The sequence below is a fragment of the Flavobacterium ammonificans genome (genome assembly GCF_020885975.1).
Lineage (GTDB): Bacteria > Bacteroidota > Bacteroidia > Flavobacteriales > Flavobacteriaceae > Flavobacterium > Flavobacterium ammonificans.
Window position 1 is genome coordinate 97,530 of sequence record NZ_AP025183.1, and the last position, 17,573, is coordinate 115,102.

A 17,573-nucleotide genomic window follows, 5' to 3' on the forward strand; every position below is an offset into this window, starting at 1 on the left:
CATTATGGAAACAGTTCAAACAATAAAACAACGATTTGAAATTATTGGGAATGACCCAAAATTAAATCGCGCCATAGAAAAAGCAATTCAAGTAGCTCCTACCGATATTTCGGTACTGGTGATTGGGGAAAGTGGAGTTGGAAAAGAAAGTATTCCAAAAATAATCCATTCCCTTTCGCATCGGAAACATGGTAAATATATTGCTGTAAACTGCGGTGCTATTCCTGAAGGAACAATTGATAGCGAACTTTTTGGACACGAAAAAGGCGCCTTTACAGGAGCTACAAATACTCGCGAAGGCTATTTTGAAGTAGCCAATGGCGGTACCATTTTTTTAGATGAAGTAGGAGAATTACCATTAACAACTCAAGTTCGTTTGCTTCGTGTATTAGAAAATGGTGAGTTTATCAAAGTGGGGTCGTCACAAGTACAAAAAACAAACGTTCGAATTGTAGCAGCTACTAATGTGAACTTATTCAATGCTATCGAAAAAGGAAAATTCAGAGAAGATTTATATTACCGTTTAAGCACAGTTGACATTGGATTACCACCATTGCGCGAACGAAAAGATGACATACACCTATTGTTTAGAAAATTTGCAGCTGACTTTGCTCACAAATACAAAATGCCACCATTAAAATTGGATGAGAATGCCATTCAATTATTGCTAAAATTTCGCTGGAGTGGAAATATTCGTCAATTACGAAATGTAGCTGAACAACTTTCTGTTTTGGAAACCAGTCGCGACATCAATGCAATCACGCTACAATCCTATTTGCCGTCAGAAGGCAGTAATTTACCCTCAGTAGTAAGTGATAAAAAAAATGATAGCGATTTTAATACCGAAAGAGAGATTTTATACAAAGTGCTTTTCGATATGAAAAGCGATTTGCATGATTTAAAGAAATTGACATTAGAATTGATGAAAAATGGCACGTCTAAAGTGCAAGAAACGAATCAGAATCTCATCAAGAAAATCTACGGGAATCAAGAAAGCGATAACGAAATTCATTTTGAAGAGACACCTAGAGCAGCCATAATAAATGCACCAGAAGAAGAGGAAGAATATGACGAGGCCGACGATAATTACCTTTTTGCAGAAACTATTGAAGCTGAGGAAGAAATTTTAAAGCTCGAACAAAAAGAAATTGAAATGATTAAACGTTCTTTGGAAAAAAATAAAGGTAAACGCAAAGCAGCTGCAGATGAGTTAGGAATTTCAGAACGAACATTATACAGAAAAATAAAACAATTTGACCTTTAATAAATATCAATCGTTTTTGAATATCTTTGATTTGTAAATAAAAAAATGAAAAACATACATTATATATATAGTATTCTAATTGCACTACTTTTTTCAGGTTGTTCTGTATATAATTTTACAGGAACAGGAAAAATAGATGCTAAAACATTTCAGGTTAATTTTTTTCAAAATAATGCTGAGCTAATTGAACCTGGTATTGACAGAACATTTACATTAACATTACAAGATTTAATTCAGAATCAAACTAATTTAAACTTGGTTAAAAATGGAGGCGACCTAACTTATGAAGGCGAAATAGTAGATTATCGAATTAGTCCGATGACTGCAACTGCAGACCAACAAGCCTCTCAAAACCGATTGAAAATAAGAGTCAATGTTAGATTTATCAATCAAAAAACGGAGAAAGATAATTTTGAAAAAACTTTTGAATTTTTTTATGATTATCCGGCTACTGCACAACTGAATGGAAATACATTGAACAAGGCTTTAGATGAAATTTTCGAAAGAATAACACAAGATATTTTTAATGAGTCGCTGGCTAAATGGTAGATTAAAATGAAAATTCGGAGATTCGTAGATTTGGTAATATGAAAAAAAAACAAAAAAACGAATAAACAGCTAGCCCAATCCTCAATAAAATAACATTTATGAACGTTACTGATTACACTTTTTTAATTAATAAACCCGATACTATCAATGAAAAGCAAACTGAAGCTTTACATCAAGTATTAGAGGATTTCCCTTATTTTCAAAGTGCTAGAGCCCTGCGATTAAAAGGTATTTACAACCAAAATAGTTTTAAATACAATTATGATCTTAAGGTTACCGCGGCTCATACCACAGACCGAACCGTTTTGTTTGATTTTATTACATCCGATACTTTTACGGCAATTCAGAAAGGATATTACGATAAAAAGGTATTGGAACTACTTGATATTAATGTAATTGATAGTGAAGTCATAATTACCAATAAACTCAACGATCAACAAAATGAAGCTGCTACTTCTGATATTGAATCTAACCCAGAAACAACTAGTGCATCAACTGTAGAAGAAAAATTAGAAATTGGAAAACCTTTGGATTTTTCTACCAATGAAAAACACTCTTTCCAAGAATGGCTTCAATTATCAAGAATTCAGCCAATTATTAGAGAAAATCAAGAGGGAACTCAAATCGCATCAATAAACAAAACTCAGAAACTGGAATTAATTGATAAATTTATTGAATCCAATCCGAAAATTCCTGCCGTTAAAAAAGATGCTGTCACAAATATAAACTTCGATTTAAACAAAGAAGACCATTCCATGTTAATGACCGAAACTTTAGCTAAAGTCTATTTGGAACAAAAAAAATATCAAAAAGCAATTCAAGCGTATGAAATATTAATTTTGAAATATCCAGAAAAAATTAGTTTCTTTGCAGACCGTATTTCGGACATCAAGATTTTACAACAAAATAACAATAAATAACAATGAGCACATTTTCAATTTTTTTAGTTTTAATTACAATAGTTTGCTTTCTATTGGTAGTAGTAATCATGGTACAAAACCCTAAAGGAGGCGGTTTATCTTCTACTATTGGAGGATCTCAAATGCTAGGTGGCGTTCAAAAAACCACTGACTTTTTAGACAAGAGTACTTGGACATTAGCTACAATTTTAATTGTGCTAATTTTACTATCTAGTTTAAGTTTTACAGGTACATTAAGCGATACTGATTCTAAAATCATTGAAAAATCAGAAGCTCCTGCTGCAATGCCAGCAACACCTACTGAGCCAGCTGCTCCTGCTACAAAATAAATAAATACAAGTATACAAAATGCCAGCCTGTCAAAGCTGGCATTTTTTTTAGGAAAAAATGTCAGTTAAAATGGTATGGCATAATTTCTGAAATACAATAAGCGTTAATTAAATTAATTTAAAAATATAGAATCATGGGATTTAACATTAAACCACTTTCAGACCGCGTTCTTATAGAACCAGTTGCTGCAGAAACTAAAACTGCATCAGGAATATTTATTCCAGATACTGCAAAAGAAAAACCTCAAAAAGGAACTGTTGTTGCCGTAGGCAACGGAACAAAAGACCACACAATGACCGTAAAAGTTGGAGATACAGTTCTTTACGGGAAATATGCTGGTACCGAATTAAAATTAGAGGGAAAAGATTATTTAATCATGCGCGAAGACGATATTCTAGCAATCATTTAATTAGTATTAAGATTTGAGTATTTAAGTATTAAGATTAATAATTTAAACAAATAAACAATAAAATGGCAAAAGATATAAAATTTGATATTGAAGCACGTGACGGATTAAAACGTGGTGTAGATGCATTAGCTAATGCAGTAAAAGTAACTTTAGGTCCTAAAGGACGTAATGTAATTATTGGAAAAGCTTTTGGTGGACCAAACGTAACTAAAGATGGTGTTACCGTAGCTAAAGAAATCGAATTGCAAGACCCATTAGAAAATATGGGAGCGCAAATGGTTAAAGAAGTAGCTTCTAAAACCAATGATTTAGCTGGAGATGGAACTACAACTGCAACTGTTTTGGCACAAGCTATCGTAAAAGAAGGTTTGAAAAACGTTGCTGCTGGAGCGAATCCAATGGATTTAAAAAGAGGAATTGACAAAGCGGTAGAAGCTATTGTTGAAGACTTAACTAAACAAGCTAAGGTAGTAGGAAGTGATTCTGAAAAAATCAAACAAATTGCTTCTATTTCTGCTAACAATGATGAAGTTATTGGTGAATTAATCGCTAATGCTTTCGCAAAAGTGGGAAAAGAAGGTGTTATCACTGTTGAAGAAGCTAAAGGTACAGATACGTTCGTAGACGTTGTAGAAGGTATGCAATTTGACAGAGGCTATCTTTCTCCATACTTTGTAACTAATCCTGAAAAAATGGAAGCGGAATTAGAAAGTCCGTACATTTTATTATACGATAAAAAAGTATCTTCTTTAAAAGAATTACTACCTGTATTAGAGCCAGTAGCGCAATCAGGAAAACCATTATTGATTATTGCTGAAGATGTTGACGGTGAAGCGTTGTCTACTTTAGTAGTAAACAAATTACGTGGTGCCTTGAAAATTGCTGCTGTTAAAGCACCTGGTTTTGGAGACAGGAGAAAAGCGATGTTAGAAGATATTGCAATCCTAACTGGTGGAACAGTAATCTCTGAAGAAAGAGGATATACTTTGGAGAACACAACTATCGAAATGTTAGGTACAGCAAAAAGAGTAACCATTGACAAAGACAACACTACTATTGTTAGTGGCGCAGGTGACGCGGATACCATCAAAAACCGTGTGAACCAAATCAAAGGTCAAATGGAAACTACTACTTCTGACTATGACAAAGAAAAATTGCAAGAGCGTTTGGCTAAATTAGCTGGAGGTGTTGCTGTTTTATACGTTGGAGCTGCTTCTGAAGTAGAAATGAAAGAGAAAAAAGACCGTGTAGATGATGCACTTCACGCTACTCGCGCAGCAGTTGAAGAAGGTATCGTTGCTGGTGGAGGTGTTGCCTTATTAAGAGCAAAAGCCGTATTAAGTAAAATTAAATCGGATAATGCTGACGAAGCAACTGGAATCCAAATCGTTTCTCGTGCTGTAGAAGCGCCATTAAGAACTATCGTTGAAAATGCTGGTCTAGAAGGTTCTGTTGTAGTTGCAAAAGTTGCTGAAGGAAAAGGTGATTTTGGTTACAATGCTAAAACTGACGAATACGTAGACATGTTAAAAGCAGGTATTATTGATCCTAAGAAAGTAACTCGTGTAGCATTAGAAAATGCTGCTTCGGTTGCTGGAATGATCTTGACTACAGAATGTGCTTTAATAGATATCAAAGAAGAATCGGCACCAAGTCCAATGGGCGGAGGTATGCCAGGAATGATGTAATTCTATTTATGAAGTACGATATACGAAGTACGATATACGAAGTACGAAGTAAATTTTAAATAAAAAATCCGAAGTTTTCACTTCGGATTTTTTTTATTTCAATACTATTCAACTTTTATTGAACTCTTTTTTTTGCTAATTTCATAATGACTGGAAAAGTAGAAATTAAAACAATTGCAATAACAATCATCTCAATGTGCTCCTTTAAATCTATTCCAAATTTTAAAAAAACACCATATAAATAATGTCCCGAAAAAACTAGAGTAAATGACCATACAAAAGAACTCAAAGTATTATAAAACATGAACTTCTTTTTATCCATAGATACTATCCCTGCTACAATGGGTGCAAAAGTTCTAAAAATTGGCAAGAAACGAGCATAAATTATTGCCTTACCGCCATATTTCTCAAAAAAATCTTTGGATTGTAATAAGTACTTTTTCTTAAACCAAAAACTATCTTCTTTTTTAAATAAATAGTAGCCACTTTTTGATCCAAACCAATACCCAACCGTATTCCCTACAATACCCGCTAAAGCAATTAATAAGGCCAATAAAGTAACATTAATAAAATCATTTTCAATTACCATTACATTAGCAATTAAATCACCGCTGTAAATACCAGAAAGGAAAAGCAAACTATCGCCTGGTAGAAAAAATCCAGCAAAAAGTCCTGTTTCAGCAAAAATGATAAATAGCACTATATACAGCCCTATTTGAACTCCTCCTATCGAAAATGTAATATAAAACTCAGGATTCAGTAATTGTGTCCAATCAAAATTATTCATAAAAAATTTAATTATAATACGGCGTGAAAATAGGCATATTTTAAGTTAACTACAATTTAAACTCCGGTTTTAAACTTTAATTAACTAATTGCTTTTTTTAATATCATCTCTATCGTAAAGACAACAATGATGTAAGTTTTTGTAAACCTCATCGTTAGCTTTAACTTCAACCGTATCATGCCCTACTTTAGCAATCGCTTTTTTCACATCCAAAAGACTGCATTTTTCTTCGTTTAAAATGACTGTTAACTGATGTGACTCAATATTCCAAATCGCTGATTTTACCCCTTCCACTCCGAAAGCAGCTTTCTGTATTCTTTTCTGACATTGTTCGCAATTTCCATTTACTTCGGTAACATATTTTGCGTTTTTATTTTTTTTGACTTGTGCTTGGGTCGAAAATCCAACGAACACTAAAAGCACTATTGTAATTATTTTTTTCATGATTTAATTATTTTTTGTTATTGATATTGATATTGTATTTTATTTAATTGTAAATCGTAGCCCAGCATAATACATCTGTCCAAATATGGGTGCATACACAATCGAGGAATCAAAACTAGTCCCAAAAGGATTTTCATTTCCAATAATCGCTCTAGATTGTGTATAATTTCCAATATTTTCTCCGCCAATGTAGACCTCAAATACGGATGAAAATACTCTTGTTATTTGAGTATTCATTAATGAATATGCAGGTGAAAACTCAGGAAATTGATCATTAGTTGGATTGGTTTTAGTAGTAGGTAATTGTTGCTTTCCAATCCAGTTATAAGTAAAGTCAAACCGCCATTGTTTGGAATTTAAAAACGGAAGTGTTTCATATTCCAGGTTAGCAAAAAATCGGTTTTGTGCTTGTAATGGTCTTTGGAAAGTCCCTGAAAGATAATCTGTCTGAACATCATACATTTTATATGCCGATCGCATTTTAAAACGAGTTGTGAAATCATAATTAAATTCCAGTTGTACACTATTTGCAAATGATCTACCTGTCAAATTATAAAACAACACTTGCTGTGGACTTTGCATCACATCTACTACTACCTGGTTTTGAAAATCAGTACGATAAACATCTAGCGTTACATCGGCATTTTTACCAAAAAGAAGAAAAGACTGCGTAAAACTGGCTCCATAATTCCAAGCAATTTCAGGATTCAAACCATAGATAGCTCCCGAAGTATTTAGTATTGAAAAAACTCTTGAGCTAGCAAAAAGTGATTGATTTTCTGCAAAAATATTAGCACTACGTTTACCTCTACCCGCAGAAAATCTTACTACAGCTTTTTCCCACGGATTGTATCTTAGATGCAATCTTGGCGTTACAAAAGTCCCCAATCGGTTGTGGTTATCAATTCTTCCGCCTAAAATGAAACTAAAATTATCATCATTATCAAAAGTGTATTCAAAGAATGCTCCCACTGAATTGTCGATTCTACTCCAATCTACTTGTTGAACCAACTCTTGATAATTGTCTAAGGTAAAATTCAATCCTGTTGCAAATTTATTCATCGTATTATTGATAATCGAATTGAAAATTAAATTGGAATAAAAACTATTTTGCTTGATATTATATCCCCTTAAACCAAAATACGATTGTTGATTATGAGAAGTAAACGCGTTTTGAAATCCGATACTTTGAAAGGGCAAATCTTTGTACACATAGCCTACTTTAGTAGCAATGTCGAGTCGTTCTGTGTCAATTTCAGAACCCCAGGAATTAGTGGTACCTCTATCTGTATTGGGATTAAATTGCAATTGACCAGTCTGTTTTTTATCATTCATGTACCTGAAATTGATAAAACTCACTAAACCCTTTTCAGCATCGTAATACTGATAGCGATTTAACATGTTGACCTGTTTGGTTAAAGGGTTGTCCAAAAATCCGTCCCTATTTTGATCCATTTTAGCAATTCGAGTATTGCCATGCAAGAACAAACTACTACTCCACTTATCAGAAAGCGAAGTATTTAAATGAGTATTCAACTCAAATCGAGAATCGGTAGAACCATACGCATTTAGAAAAAACGGAACATCATTTATAGGTTTAATTAGTTCGGTGTTAATCTGACCCGAAATACTTTCATAGCCATTGACCACACTGCCTGCACCTTTAGTAATTTGAATGCTTTCAACCCAAGTGCCAGGTGTAAATGATAAACCATAGGCTTGCGAAGCTCCTCGAACTGAAGGAATGTTTTCCTCAGTGATCATTAAATAAGGACTAGTTAGCCCCAGCATTTTGATTTGCTTTGTTCCAGTTAGAGCATCCGAAAAATTAACGTCAATTGAAGGATTGGTTTCAAAACTTTCTGCCAAGTTACAACAAGCTGCTTTCAGCAACTCTTTACTTGTCACCAAAGTAGTATTTCCTGTAACAGTGAATGATTTTTGAAGTCCTTTACGTTTTTTGACCACTTTTACTTCATCTAGTTTTTCTTGTGCAAAAACAGGAATTATGAGTAAAAGCAATCCAAAAATAAAGATTGTTTTTTTCATTGATATAATGATTTAATGTTGTAAAAAAATATTTTTAAGTTCTACAGAACTTTACTTCAACAACAATAAATCAAGCGTAAAAAACATACTGACTATACAGCTTGAATAAAGGAGGTGCATTAGCATCACAACAGTAGGATGCAATAGATTTAGTAACAAAACTAGTTGATTCAACAACTATTGGCAGTCTGTTTATTGAGACAATACAGGCAAAATAGGGATCAAAAGAAAATGCCTTAAGTGTTGCATGATCTGATTTTTTTTCGATTTCAACTTTCTTGTTTTTACAACAACTGTCTTTTTCAACTGCTTTTTTTGCACAACAACTTGTCATTTGTTGTTGCGAACTTGAGGGGATTTGAATAGAAACTGAAGCTAATTTGCCCCCGCAATAATGCATCGAAAAAGCCAATCCAACATTGGAAACCAATATTAGTAGTGCTAAGAGTAAACCGATGCCTTTTTTACATTTCATAGTGCAAATTTACACAACAATCCCACCTTTAGAATTAAACTTATGTTAAAGTTGCATTTTAGTTAAGTCAGTACCATAAAAATTATTTACATCATAAATAAATCAATACTTTTGTTTAAAATTATAATCCATGACATTTCAAGAATTACAACCCAAAGTTTCAGAAATAATTAGTGACGCACAATTGTCAAGAGACGAAAAACTGCAAGCTATTTGTCAGTTACTCAACGAAAATATCGCACATTACAATTGGGTAGGTTTTTACTTTGCCAATCACGAGGATAAAACCTTACACTTAGGGCCTTATGTTGGCGCTCCTACTGACCATACTGTAATCCCTTTTGGAAAAGGAATTTGCGGACAAGTAGCTGAATCGAATGCTAACTTTGTGGTACCAGATGTAGCCGCTCAAGATAATTATATTGCGTGTAGCTTTACCGTGAAATCAGAAATTGTGGTGCCTTTATTTGTCAACGGAATCAATATTGGGCAAATTGATATTGACAGTCATGTTTTAGACCCATTTACAGCTGAAGACGAGCGTTTTTTAGAGTTTGTAAATTCGGAAATAGCCACATTGTATTAAGTTTTTTCAAAAATCTACATACTTTTCAAAAAATAAACACTACTTTTGCAGCCGTTACTCAATAGCTGTGTAACATACATAATAATCATTTAAATAATATTGGAATGTATTTAACTAAAGAAATTAAAGAAGAAATCTTCGCTAAACACGGAGGAAAAGCAGAAAACACTGGATCTGCAGAAGGTCAAATCGCTTTATTCACACACAGAATTAGCCATTTAACTGAGCACTTGAAAAAAAATCGTCACGATTATAACACAGAGCGTTCGCTAGTATTATTAGTAGGTAAAAGAAGATCTTTACTAGATTACTTGAAGAAAAAAGATATCGTGAGATATCGTGAGATTATCAAAGTATTGGGTATTAGAAAATAATCAATATAAAAAAGAGGTGCGAAAGTGCCTCTTTTTATTTTTACAAACAACAAAAAAAGTTTGGTTTTTCATTGGGATTATAAACAACTACACACAACAACACAACTAGTTCCAAGGTTTTAATCAATTATTAAAAAAGTTTATGATTCCACAATTATTTGTAGAAAGTATCGATTTAGGTGATGGCAGAAACATCACAATCGAGACAGGTCGTTTAGCTAAACAAGCAGACGGATCTGTAGTAGTTAGAATTGGAAAAACTGTTATTTTAGGTACAGTTGTTTCCGCAAGAAAAGCCAGTCCAGGTATTGACTTTTTACCATTAACGGTAGATTACCGTGAAAAATTTGCAGCAGCAGGTCGTTTCCCTGGTGGTTTCTTCAAAAGAGAAGCACGTCCAAGTGATAGCGAAGTGTTGACGATGCGTTTAGTGGATCGTGTATTGCGTCCGCTTTTCCCATCAGATTACCATGCTGAAGTACAAGTTATGATTCAGTTAATGTCTCATGACGAAGACGTTATGCCTGATGCTTTAGCAGGATTAGCTGCTTCAGCTGCATTAGCATTGTCTGACATTCCTTTTGAAACTTTAATTTCTGAGGCTAGAGTTGGAAGAATTGATGGTAAATTCATCATCAACCCATCTCGTGCACAATTAGAATTATCAGATATTGATATGATGATTGGTGCTTCTAAAGATTCTATCGCCATGGTAGAGGGCGAAATGAAAGAAATTTCAGAAAAAGAAATGGTAGAAGCGATTAAATTTGCTCACGAACACATTAAAGTACAAATTGATGCTCAAGAAAGATTGGCACAAGCATTTGGAAAAAAAGAAGTTCGTACCTACGAAACTGAAAAAAATGACGACGCTATTTACGAAAAAGTAAGAGCGGCCGCTTATGATAAAATTTACGCTATTGCAAGTAAAGGTTCGGCTAAACATGAGCGTTCAGCTGCATTTGACGCTGTAAAAGAAGAAGTAAAAGCGTTATTTACTGAAGAAGAATTAGCTGAAAACGGAGATTTAGTTTCTAAATACTTCTATAAGGTGAACAAAGAAGCGGTTCGTAATGTAACTTTAGATTTAGGAACTCGTTTGGACGGTAGAAAAACTACTGAAATTCGTCCTATTTGGAGTGAAGTAAATTATTTACCATCGGTTCACGGATCAGCATTATTTACACGTGGAGAAACTCAAGCCTTGGCAACAGCAACTTTAGGAACATCTAGAGAAGCCAACCAAATTGATTCGCCATCTGAACAAGGAGAAGAAAAATTCTATTTACACTATAATTTCCCTCCATTTTCTACAGGAGAAGCTCGTCCGTTAAGAGGAACTTCAAGAAGAGAAGTTGGTCACGGAAACTTGGCACAACGAGCATTGAAAAACATGATTCCTGCTGATTGTCCTTATACAATTCGTGTAGTTTCTGAAGTATTAGAATCGAATGGTTCATCTTCAATGGCTACTGTTTGTGCTGGAACATTATCATTAATGGATGCTGGTATTCAAATGATTCGTCCAGTTTCTGGAATTGCCATGGGATTGATTACTGATGGAGAACGTTTTGCAGTGTTATCGGATATTTTAGGTGATGAAGATCATTTAGGAGATATGGATTTCAAAGTAACTGGAACTTCTGAAGGAATTACTGCTTGTCAAATGGACATCAAAATTGACGGATTGAAATACGAAATCATGGAGCAAGCCTTGGCTCAAGCTCGTGATGGACGTTTGCATATCCTAGGAAAAATAATGGAGACATTAGACAAACCAAATGCTGACGTTAAAGTTCATGCACCAAAAATTATCATGCGTACAATTCCTGGTAACTTCATTGGTGCCTTAATTGGACCTGGTGGAAAAGTAATTCAAGAATTACAAAAAGCTACTGGTTGTACTATTGTGATCAACGAAGTGGACGAACAAGGTGTAGTTGAAATCTTAGGTACAGATCCAGACGGAATTGCTGCAGTATTGGCTAAAATTGATTCGATCATTTTCAAACCTGAAGTGGGTGAAGCATACGAAGTAAAAGTAATTAAAATGTTAGATTTTGGTGCTGTTGTAGAATATACTGCTGCTCCAGGAAACGAGGTTTTATTACACGTATCTGAATTGGCTTGGGAACGTACTGAAAATGTTTCTGAAGTAGTGAATATGGGCGATATATTCCAAGTGAAATACCTTGGTCTTGACCCTAAAACTAGAAAAGAAAAAGTGTCAAGAAAAGCGCTTTTACCAAGACCTCCACGTGAGGAGAAAAAAGAGTAATCCAATCTTAGTTTACTAAAGGTTTATTGATAGAAAAAATCCCGTTCTAAAGTATTAGAACGGGATTTTTCGTTTTTATGAAAATAAATCAAAAGTTTTGTAACTTTTATTCATTTCCCTACGTATAACCTTTGTACACTTAAAAAATTGAGGAGACAAAAACATGAGACAACTTAAAATTACCAAGCAGGTTACCAATCGTGAAACCGCTTCATTAGACAAATATTTACAAGAAATTGGAAAAGTTGACCTTATTACTGCTGACGAGGAAGTAGAATTAGCTCAGAAGATCAAAGCCGGAGACCAACGCGCTTTAGAGAAATTGACCAAAGCCAATTTACGTTTCGTTGTTTCGGTGGCTAAACAATACCAAAATCAAGGATTAACACTTCCCGATTTGATTAATGAAGGAAATTTAGGTTTGATCAAAGCAGCACAACGTTTTGACGAAACGCGCGGTTTCAAATTCATTTCGTATGCTGTTTGGTGGATTCGTCAGTCTATCCTTCAAGCTTTGGCTGAACAATCTCGTATCGTTCGTTTGCCTTTGAACAAAATTGGTTCTATCAATAAAATCAATAAAATGTACGCTTTATTGGAGCAATCTAACGAGCGTCCACCTTCTGCAGAGGAAATTGCAAAAGAATTGGATATGACCGTGAATGACGTGAAAGAGTCTATGAAAAACTCAGGGCGTCACTTATCAATGGATGCGCCTTTAGTAGAAGGAGAAGATTCTAACTTGTATGACGTATTACGTTCAGGTGAGTCTCCCAACCCAGACCGCGAATTGATTCACGAATCATTGCGTACTGAAATCGAGCGTTCTTTAGAAACCTTAACTCCAAGAGAAGCTGACGTAGTTCGTTTGTACTTTGGTCTAGGTGATCAACACCCAATGACTTTGGAAGAAATTGGAGAAACTTTTGACTTAACTCGTGAGCGTGTGCGCCAAATTAAAGAAAAAGCCATCCGCAGATTGAAACATACTTCAAGAAGTAAAATATTAAAAACATATTTAGGGTAATCCTACCAAAACTCCGGCTTCATTCCGGAGTTTTTTTTAACTTAATTTCAAAATTCGTTACTCAAAATTCATTGTTCATTATTTTTTAATTTTGAATATTCAACTTGGAATTTTGAATGTTGAACAATAAATTATTATTACAAATGAAAAATACACTTATCGCCCCATCCGTTTTAGCTGCTGATTTTGCCAACTTACAACGTGACATCGAAATGATTAATGCTAGTGAAGCCGACTGGTTTCATATTGATATTATGGACGGTGTTTTTGTTCCCAATATTTCTTTTGGAATGCCCGTTTTAGAAGCAATTTCAAAACATGCTAAAAAAACCATCGACGTACACTTGATGATTGTAGATCCGGATCGATATATCAAAACCTTTGCTGATTTAGGAGCGAATGTATTAACGGTTCACTACGAAGCCTGTACGCACTTGCACAGAACACTTCAAGCGATTAAAGCGTCTGGAATGAAAGCAGGTGTAGCTTTGAACCCACATACGAGTGTTACATTATTAGAAGACGTAATCAACGATATTGATTTAGTGTGTATCATGAGTGTGAATCCAGGTTTTGGCGGACAATCATTCATTGAAAATACGTATGAAAAAGTACGCCAACTAAAAGCTTTAATTACTAAAAAAGGTGCTGCCACTCAAATCGAAATCGACGGTGGTGTAACCAATAAAAATGCCAAACAATTAGCCGAAGCAGGTGCTGATGTTTTAGTGGCAGGTAGTTATGTTTTTGGCGCCCAAGACCCAATTGCTACTGTAGCTGATTTAAAAAAATTAACCGCTTTCTAACTTTATAATACAATTAGATTAAGGGCTTAAATTAACTTTTAAGCCCTTTTATTTTAGTAATTATTAGTTATTTTTGTTTCAAACGAAAAGAAATGAGAGATTTACTTACTGCCAGTTACGGATTTGTTTTTGAGGATTCACTTATTAATGAAATCATAGCTGTTGCTACATTGGTAGAATTTAAAGAAGGAGATATTTTAATCGATTTTGGCGATTATATCAAAAAAATGCCTTTGCTTATTGAAGGTGCAATTAAGATTTTACGAGAAGATTTTGACGAAGGCGAAATGCTTTTATATTTCATTGAAAAAGGAGACACCTGCGCGATGACTATGGCCTGTTGTATTGGCGAAGCCAAAAGTGAAATTAGAGCCGTAGCTGAAACAGAAGGTAAAATAATCATGATTCCTGTTACCAAAATGGAAGAATGGTTAGGCAAATACAAAAGCTGGAGAAATTATGTCTTTAATAACTACAACAACCGTTTGAAAGAAATGCTAAATGCTATTGATAGTTTGGCTTTCATGAATATGGAAGAACGATTACTCAATTATCTTTTTGAAAAATGTAAAATCAATCACTCTCGTGAAATATTCAGTACTCATAAGGAAATTGCATACGACCTGCATTCATCAAGAGAAGTTATTTCAAGACTATTAAAAGCATTAGAAATCAAAGGTCGAATCAAATTAAATAGAGCTTCAGTTGAAGTTTTAGTATAAAAAAAACCAGAACAAATGTTCTGGTTTTTTTGTGACCGCGGCAGGGTTCGAACCTGCAACCCTCAGAGCCGAAATCTGATATTCTATCCAGTTGAACTACGCAGTCAGGTTTATTTCATTAATCACTACTTGTTGAATCTGATATTCCCTGCCTGTCGGCAGACAGGTATCCAGTTGAACTACGCAGTCTTATTTATATACGATTGACAATGTACGATTTACGAAATTAAGATAATAATTTTTTGACAATAGTCGAGATGGTTTTACCATCGGCTTTTCCTGCTAATTCAGCCGAAGCCAATCCCATTACTTTTCCCATGGCTGCCATTCCTGAAGCACCATTATCTGTAATAATTTTAGCTACTACAGCTTCCACTTCTGTTTCTGATAATTGAACTGGTAAGAATTTCTCAATTACGGCTGCTTGTAACAATTCTGGTTCAGCTAAATCAGGGCGTCCTTGTTCAGTATAGATATTGGCACTGTCTTTACGTTGTTTGACCAAACGTTGCAACAATTTGATTTCTTCCTCAGCACTAATTTCTTCTTTGGCACCCGTTTCAGTTTGTGCTAAAAGCAGAGCTGATTTCACTGCACGCAATGATTCTAATGCAACGGTATCTTTGGCTCTCATGGCGTTTTTAATTTCGTCCATGATTTGTGTGGCTAAACTCATATTTTTTTGTTTTTTTAGTGTGTTTTCTTTTTTGAAACAGAGGACAATAAATAGTCTTTTTAAGTAAAAAGCTAGCAATGTCAGTCGTGATATGGCTCGCAAATTTAGAACAATTTACCCGAACAAACAAAAGATTGATTCTTAAGCTGAATGGATAAAAATAACCCGAAAATCGTTTGACTTTCGGGCTAAAATGGTTTTGATTAGTTTGTAATTTTTAATCTACATTATCGTGTAAATACGAGTTGTTTGAACGCAACTGCAAATCGTTATTGCTGTCTGTTCCCACTGATATTCTCGAGTTATTTGTATTTGATTGATTGGCAGAAAGTTCTACCCCCAATCTTTTATACGCAGGTTCTTTCTCGTATTCGTCAATTTTAGAAACGTTGTTGTGAAACTTATAATTGAATTCTTTCAACTTTCTTCTTCTTTCGTCGGCGCGCGCGCGTAAAGTTTCTTCTATGGTCATTTCCATTGGGGAAATCGATTCGAACTCTGAAGAAGCAATTGTTGACTCCTCCATTTTTTTCATGGTGATATTCAATTCTTCTGGAACAACTTCAGCCACTTTTTCAATAGTTTTAGTTGCTACAAAATCATTTTCTACTTCCATGTACTCTTCTAACGAGTGACGGATAACTCCGTTTTCAGCCACTTCTGTTACAGGTACAAAAACAACAGGATCTACAACATGCATGTCGTTGATTTCATTAGTCAATTCAAAAACTATTTTATTTTCTTCTGCAACTGGCTCTGATTTAAATAAGGGTAAATCAAAGGATAGTGCAGCTTGCTCTTCCACTTGAACAGCTTTTGGCTGCGCTGTTTCGATAGCATGTACCTCAGGCGTTGTGAAAGTAAAATCAATATCATTAATTGGCGAAACGATTTCGAAAGTCACATCTAAATTTTTGATAAATTCAGACATTACGATTAAATCATTTTCATTGGTAATAGCATCGTAAGCTGGAACTGCTTCAGCTACAATTGCTGCTGCTGGCTCCTCCTCCAATAATTCAAAAACAATTCTTTCTTCACTAGCCACTGGAGTTTCTGTATTCAAATCGAATGCAGGAACTGGAGTATTTGATAAATTGTGAGTGATTTTTTGCTCATCCTCCAAAGCGTGGATGATCTTTTTTGGCTCAGAATTCACGATTTCATTTTGTTGCTCCAAGTCAAAACCTGTAGCTATAACAGTTACTGCGATAGCATCCCCAAGAGTTTCGTCTTCACCAACTCCCATGATAATATTCGCATTGAAACCTGCTTCAGATTGAATGTGGTCATTGATTTCACCAATTTCATCCAAAGTAATTTCGTTAGTTCCAGAAACGATAAGCAACAATACGTTTTTGGCACCTGTTATTTTATTGTCATTTAATAAAGGAGAATCCAAAGCAGAAATAATAGCATCTTTCGCTCTAGTTTCACCTTCAGCTATTGCGGAACCCATTATAGCTGTTCCACTATCTGACAATACCGTTTTAGCATCACGTAAATCGATATTTTGAGTGTAGTGATGTGTAATTACTTCAGCAATACCTCTTGAGGCAGTTGCTAATACTTCGTCCGCTTTTGAGAAACCAGCTTTGAAACCTAAGTTTCCGTAAACTTCTCTCAATTTGTTGTTGTTAATTACAATAAGCGAATCAACCTGTTTGCGTAATTTTTCAATACCAATTAAGGCTTGTTCTTGACGTACTTTACCTTCAAAAACAAAAGGAAGGGTCACAATACCTACTGTAAGAATATCACGTTCTTTAGCCAATTGAGCAATCACAGGCGCAGCACCAGTTCCGGTTCCACCTCCCATACCAGCAGTGATAAATACCATTTTAGTATTTTGATCTAACATTTTTTCAATGTCAGAAATACTTTCGATAGCTGATTGTTGTCCTACATCTGGATTTGCTCCAGCTCCCAATCCTTCTGTTAAGTGAACTCCCAACTGAATTTTGTTAGGCACAGCACTATTTTGTAAAGCTTGTGAATCTGTATTACAAACAATAAAATCTACCCCTTTGATTCCTTGTTTAAACATGTGGTTGATGGCGTTGCTCCCGCCGCCTCCAACACCAATTACTTTAATTACATTTGATTGGTTCTTTGGTAAATCAAATGAAATACTTCCAAATTCTGAGTTGCTCATCATTTTATTTGGTTTTTGCTATTTGTTGTTAATT

At 34.7% G+C, this 17,573-nt stretch carries 18 protein-coding genes and 1 tRNA gene; 12 read left to right on the forward strand and 7 right to left on the reverse strand.

The window, feature by feature from the left end:
* Positions 1-4 precede the first annotated feature (4 nt).
* From LPC23_RS00430 to groL, 6 genes are all read left to right on the forward strand, one after another.
* Complete coding sequence (locus LPC23_RS00430; protein WP_229330199.1) at positions 5-1,264, forward strand: sigma-54 interaction domain-containing protein; 1,260 nt, start codon at positions 5-7, stop codon at positions 1,262-1,264.
* Between the two features lie 45 nt (positions 1,265-1,309).
* Entirely contained in the window at positions 1,310-1,813 is a 504-nt protein-coding gene (locus tag LPC23_RS00435) for an LptE family protein (RefSeq protein ID WP_229325426.1), read from the forward strand.
* A gap of 98 nt (positions 1,814-1,911) precedes the next feature.
* Positions 1,912-2,733 (forward strand): tetratricopeptide repeat protein, encoded by an 822-nt coding sequence (locus LPC23_RS00440; protein WP_229330201.1) that lies wholly within the window; start codon positions 1,912-1,914, stop codon positions 2,731-2,733.
* Positions 2,734-2,735: 2 nt separating this feature from the next.
* A complete protein-coding gene (secG, locus tag LPC23_RS00445; RefSeq protein ID WP_229330203.1) occupies positions 2,736-3,062 on the forward strand; it encodes a preprotein translocase subunit SecG in 327 nt (108 codons plus the stop codon).
* Positions 3,063-3,196: 134 nt separating this feature from the next.
* Entirely contained in the window at positions 3,197-3,472 is a 276-nt protein-coding gene (locus LPC23_RS00450; RefSeq protein WP_229330205.1) for a co-chaperone GroES, read from the forward strand.
* A 62-nt stretch (positions 3,473-3,534) separates the two neighbouring features.
* Positions 3,535-5,160 carry a chaperonin GroEL gene (groL, locus tag LPC23_RS00455; RefSeq protein ID WP_229325433.1) on the forward strand — a complete coding sequence of 542 codons (1,626 nt, stop codon included), beginning with the start codon at positions 3,535-3,537 and terminating at the stop codon, positions 5,158-5,160.
* 115 nt (positions 5,161-5,275) lie between these two features.
* Here groL and LPC23_RS00460 read toward each other — a convergent pair whose 3' ends face one another.
* The 4 genes from LPC23_RS00460 to LPC23_RS00475 form a co-directional block, all read right to left on the reverse strand.
* Positions 5,276-5,947: a DedA family protein gene (locus LPC23_RS00460; protein WP_229325437.1), complete on the reverse strand. Its 672-nt coding sequence runs from the start codon at positions 5,945-5,947 to the stop codon at positions 5,276-5,278.
* An 84-nt stretch (positions 5,948-6,031) separates the two neighbouring features.
* The gene (locus tag LPC23_RS00465) at positions 6,032-6,391 is read right to left on the reverse strand and encodes a heavy-metal-associated domain-containing protein (RefSeq protein ID WP_229330207.1); all 360 of its coding nucleotides are present in this window, start codon (positions 6,389-6,391) and stop codon (positions 6,032-6,034) included.
* 39 nt (positions 6,392-6,430) lie between these two features.
* The gene (locus LPC23_RS00470) at positions 6,431-8,440 is read right to left on the reverse strand and encodes a TonB-dependent receptor plug domain-containing protein (protein WP_229330209.1); all 2,010 of its coding nucleotides are present in this window, start codon (positions 8,438-8,440) and stop codon (positions 6,431-6,433) included.
* 70 nt (positions 8,441-8,510) lie between these two features.
* Positions 8,511-8,915, reverse strand: coding sequence for an HYC_CC_PP family protein (locus LPC23_RS00475; protein WP_229330211.1), 405 nt, complete (start codon positions 8,913-8,915; stop codon positions 8,511-8,513).
* Positions 8,916-9,045: 130 nt separating this feature from the next.
* On the opposite strand from LPC23_RS00475, the gene LPC23_RS00480 reads away from it, so the two are divergent.
* From LPC23_RS00480 to LPC23_RS00505, 6 genes are all read left to right on the forward strand, one after another.
* Positions 9,046-9,501 carry a GAF domain-containing protein gene (locus LPC23_RS00480; RefSeq protein ID WP_229330213.1) on the forward strand — a complete coding sequence of 152 codons (456 nt, stop codon included), beginning with the start codon at positions 9,046-9,048 and terminating at the stop codon, positions 9,499-9,501.
* A gap of 104 nt (positions 9,502-9,605) precedes the next feature.
* On the forward strand, positions 9,606-9,875 hold the full coding sequence (gene rpsO, locus LPC23_RS00485) for a 30S ribosomal protein S15 (RefSeq protein ID WP_229325447.1): 270 nt from the start codon (positions 9,606-9,608) through the stop codon (positions 9,873-9,875).
* Between the two features lie 142 nt (positions 9,876-10,017).
* Positions 10,018-12,153 carry a polyribonucleotide nucleotidyltransferase gene (locus tag LPC23_RS00490; protein ID WP_229330215.1) on the forward strand — a complete coding sequence of 712 codons (2,136 nt, stop codon included), beginning with the start codon at positions 10,018-10,020 and terminating at the stop codon, positions 12,151-12,153.
* 163 nt (positions 12,154-12,316) lie between these two features.
* A complete protein-coding gene (locus LPC23_RS00495; RefSeq protein ID WP_026707723.1) occupies positions 12,317-13,180 on the forward strand; it encodes a sigma-70 family RNA polymerase sigma factor in 864 nt (287 codons plus the stop codon).
* Between the two features lie 143 nt (positions 13,181-13,323).
* On the forward strand, positions 13,324-13,986 hold the full coding sequence (rpe, locus tag LPC23_RS00500) for a ribulose-phosphate 3-epimerase (RefSeq protein ID WP_229330216.1): 663 nt from the start codon (positions 13,324-13,326) through the stop codon (positions 13,984-13,986).
* Positions 13,987-14,078: 92 nt separating this feature from the next.
* Positions 14,079-14,708: a Crp/Fnr family transcriptional regulator gene (locus tag LPC23_RS00505; RefSeq protein ID WP_229330218.1), complete on the forward strand. Its 630-nt coding sequence runs from the start codon at positions 14,079-14,081 to the stop codon at positions 14,706-14,708.
* Between the two features lie 32 nt (positions 14,709-14,740).
* On the opposite strand, the gene LPC23_RS00510 is transcribed toward LPC23_RS00505, so the two are convergent.
* The 3 genes from LPC23_RS00510 to ftsZ all read right to left on the reverse strand — a co-directional run bounded on the left by LPC23_RS00510 (position 14,741) and on the right by ftsZ (position 17,542).
* Positions 14,741-14,814, reverse strand: a tRNA-Arg gene (locus LPC23_RS00510).
* A gap of 120 nt (positions 14,815-14,934) precedes the next feature.
* Positions 14,935-15,384: a GatB/YqeY domain-containing protein gene (locus LPC23_RS00515; protein ID WP_229330220.1), complete on the reverse strand. Its 450-nt coding sequence runs from the start codon at positions 15,382-15,384 to the stop codon at positions 14,935-14,937.
* Positions 15,385-15,601: 217 nt separating this feature from the next.
* On the reverse strand, positions 15,602-17,542 hold the full coding sequence (gene ftsZ, locus LPC23_RS00520) for a cell division protein FtsZ (RefSeq protein WP_229330223.1): 1,941 nt from the start codon (positions 17,540-17,542) through the stop codon (positions 15,602-15,604).
* Positions 17,543-17,573: the final 31 nt, after the last annotated feature.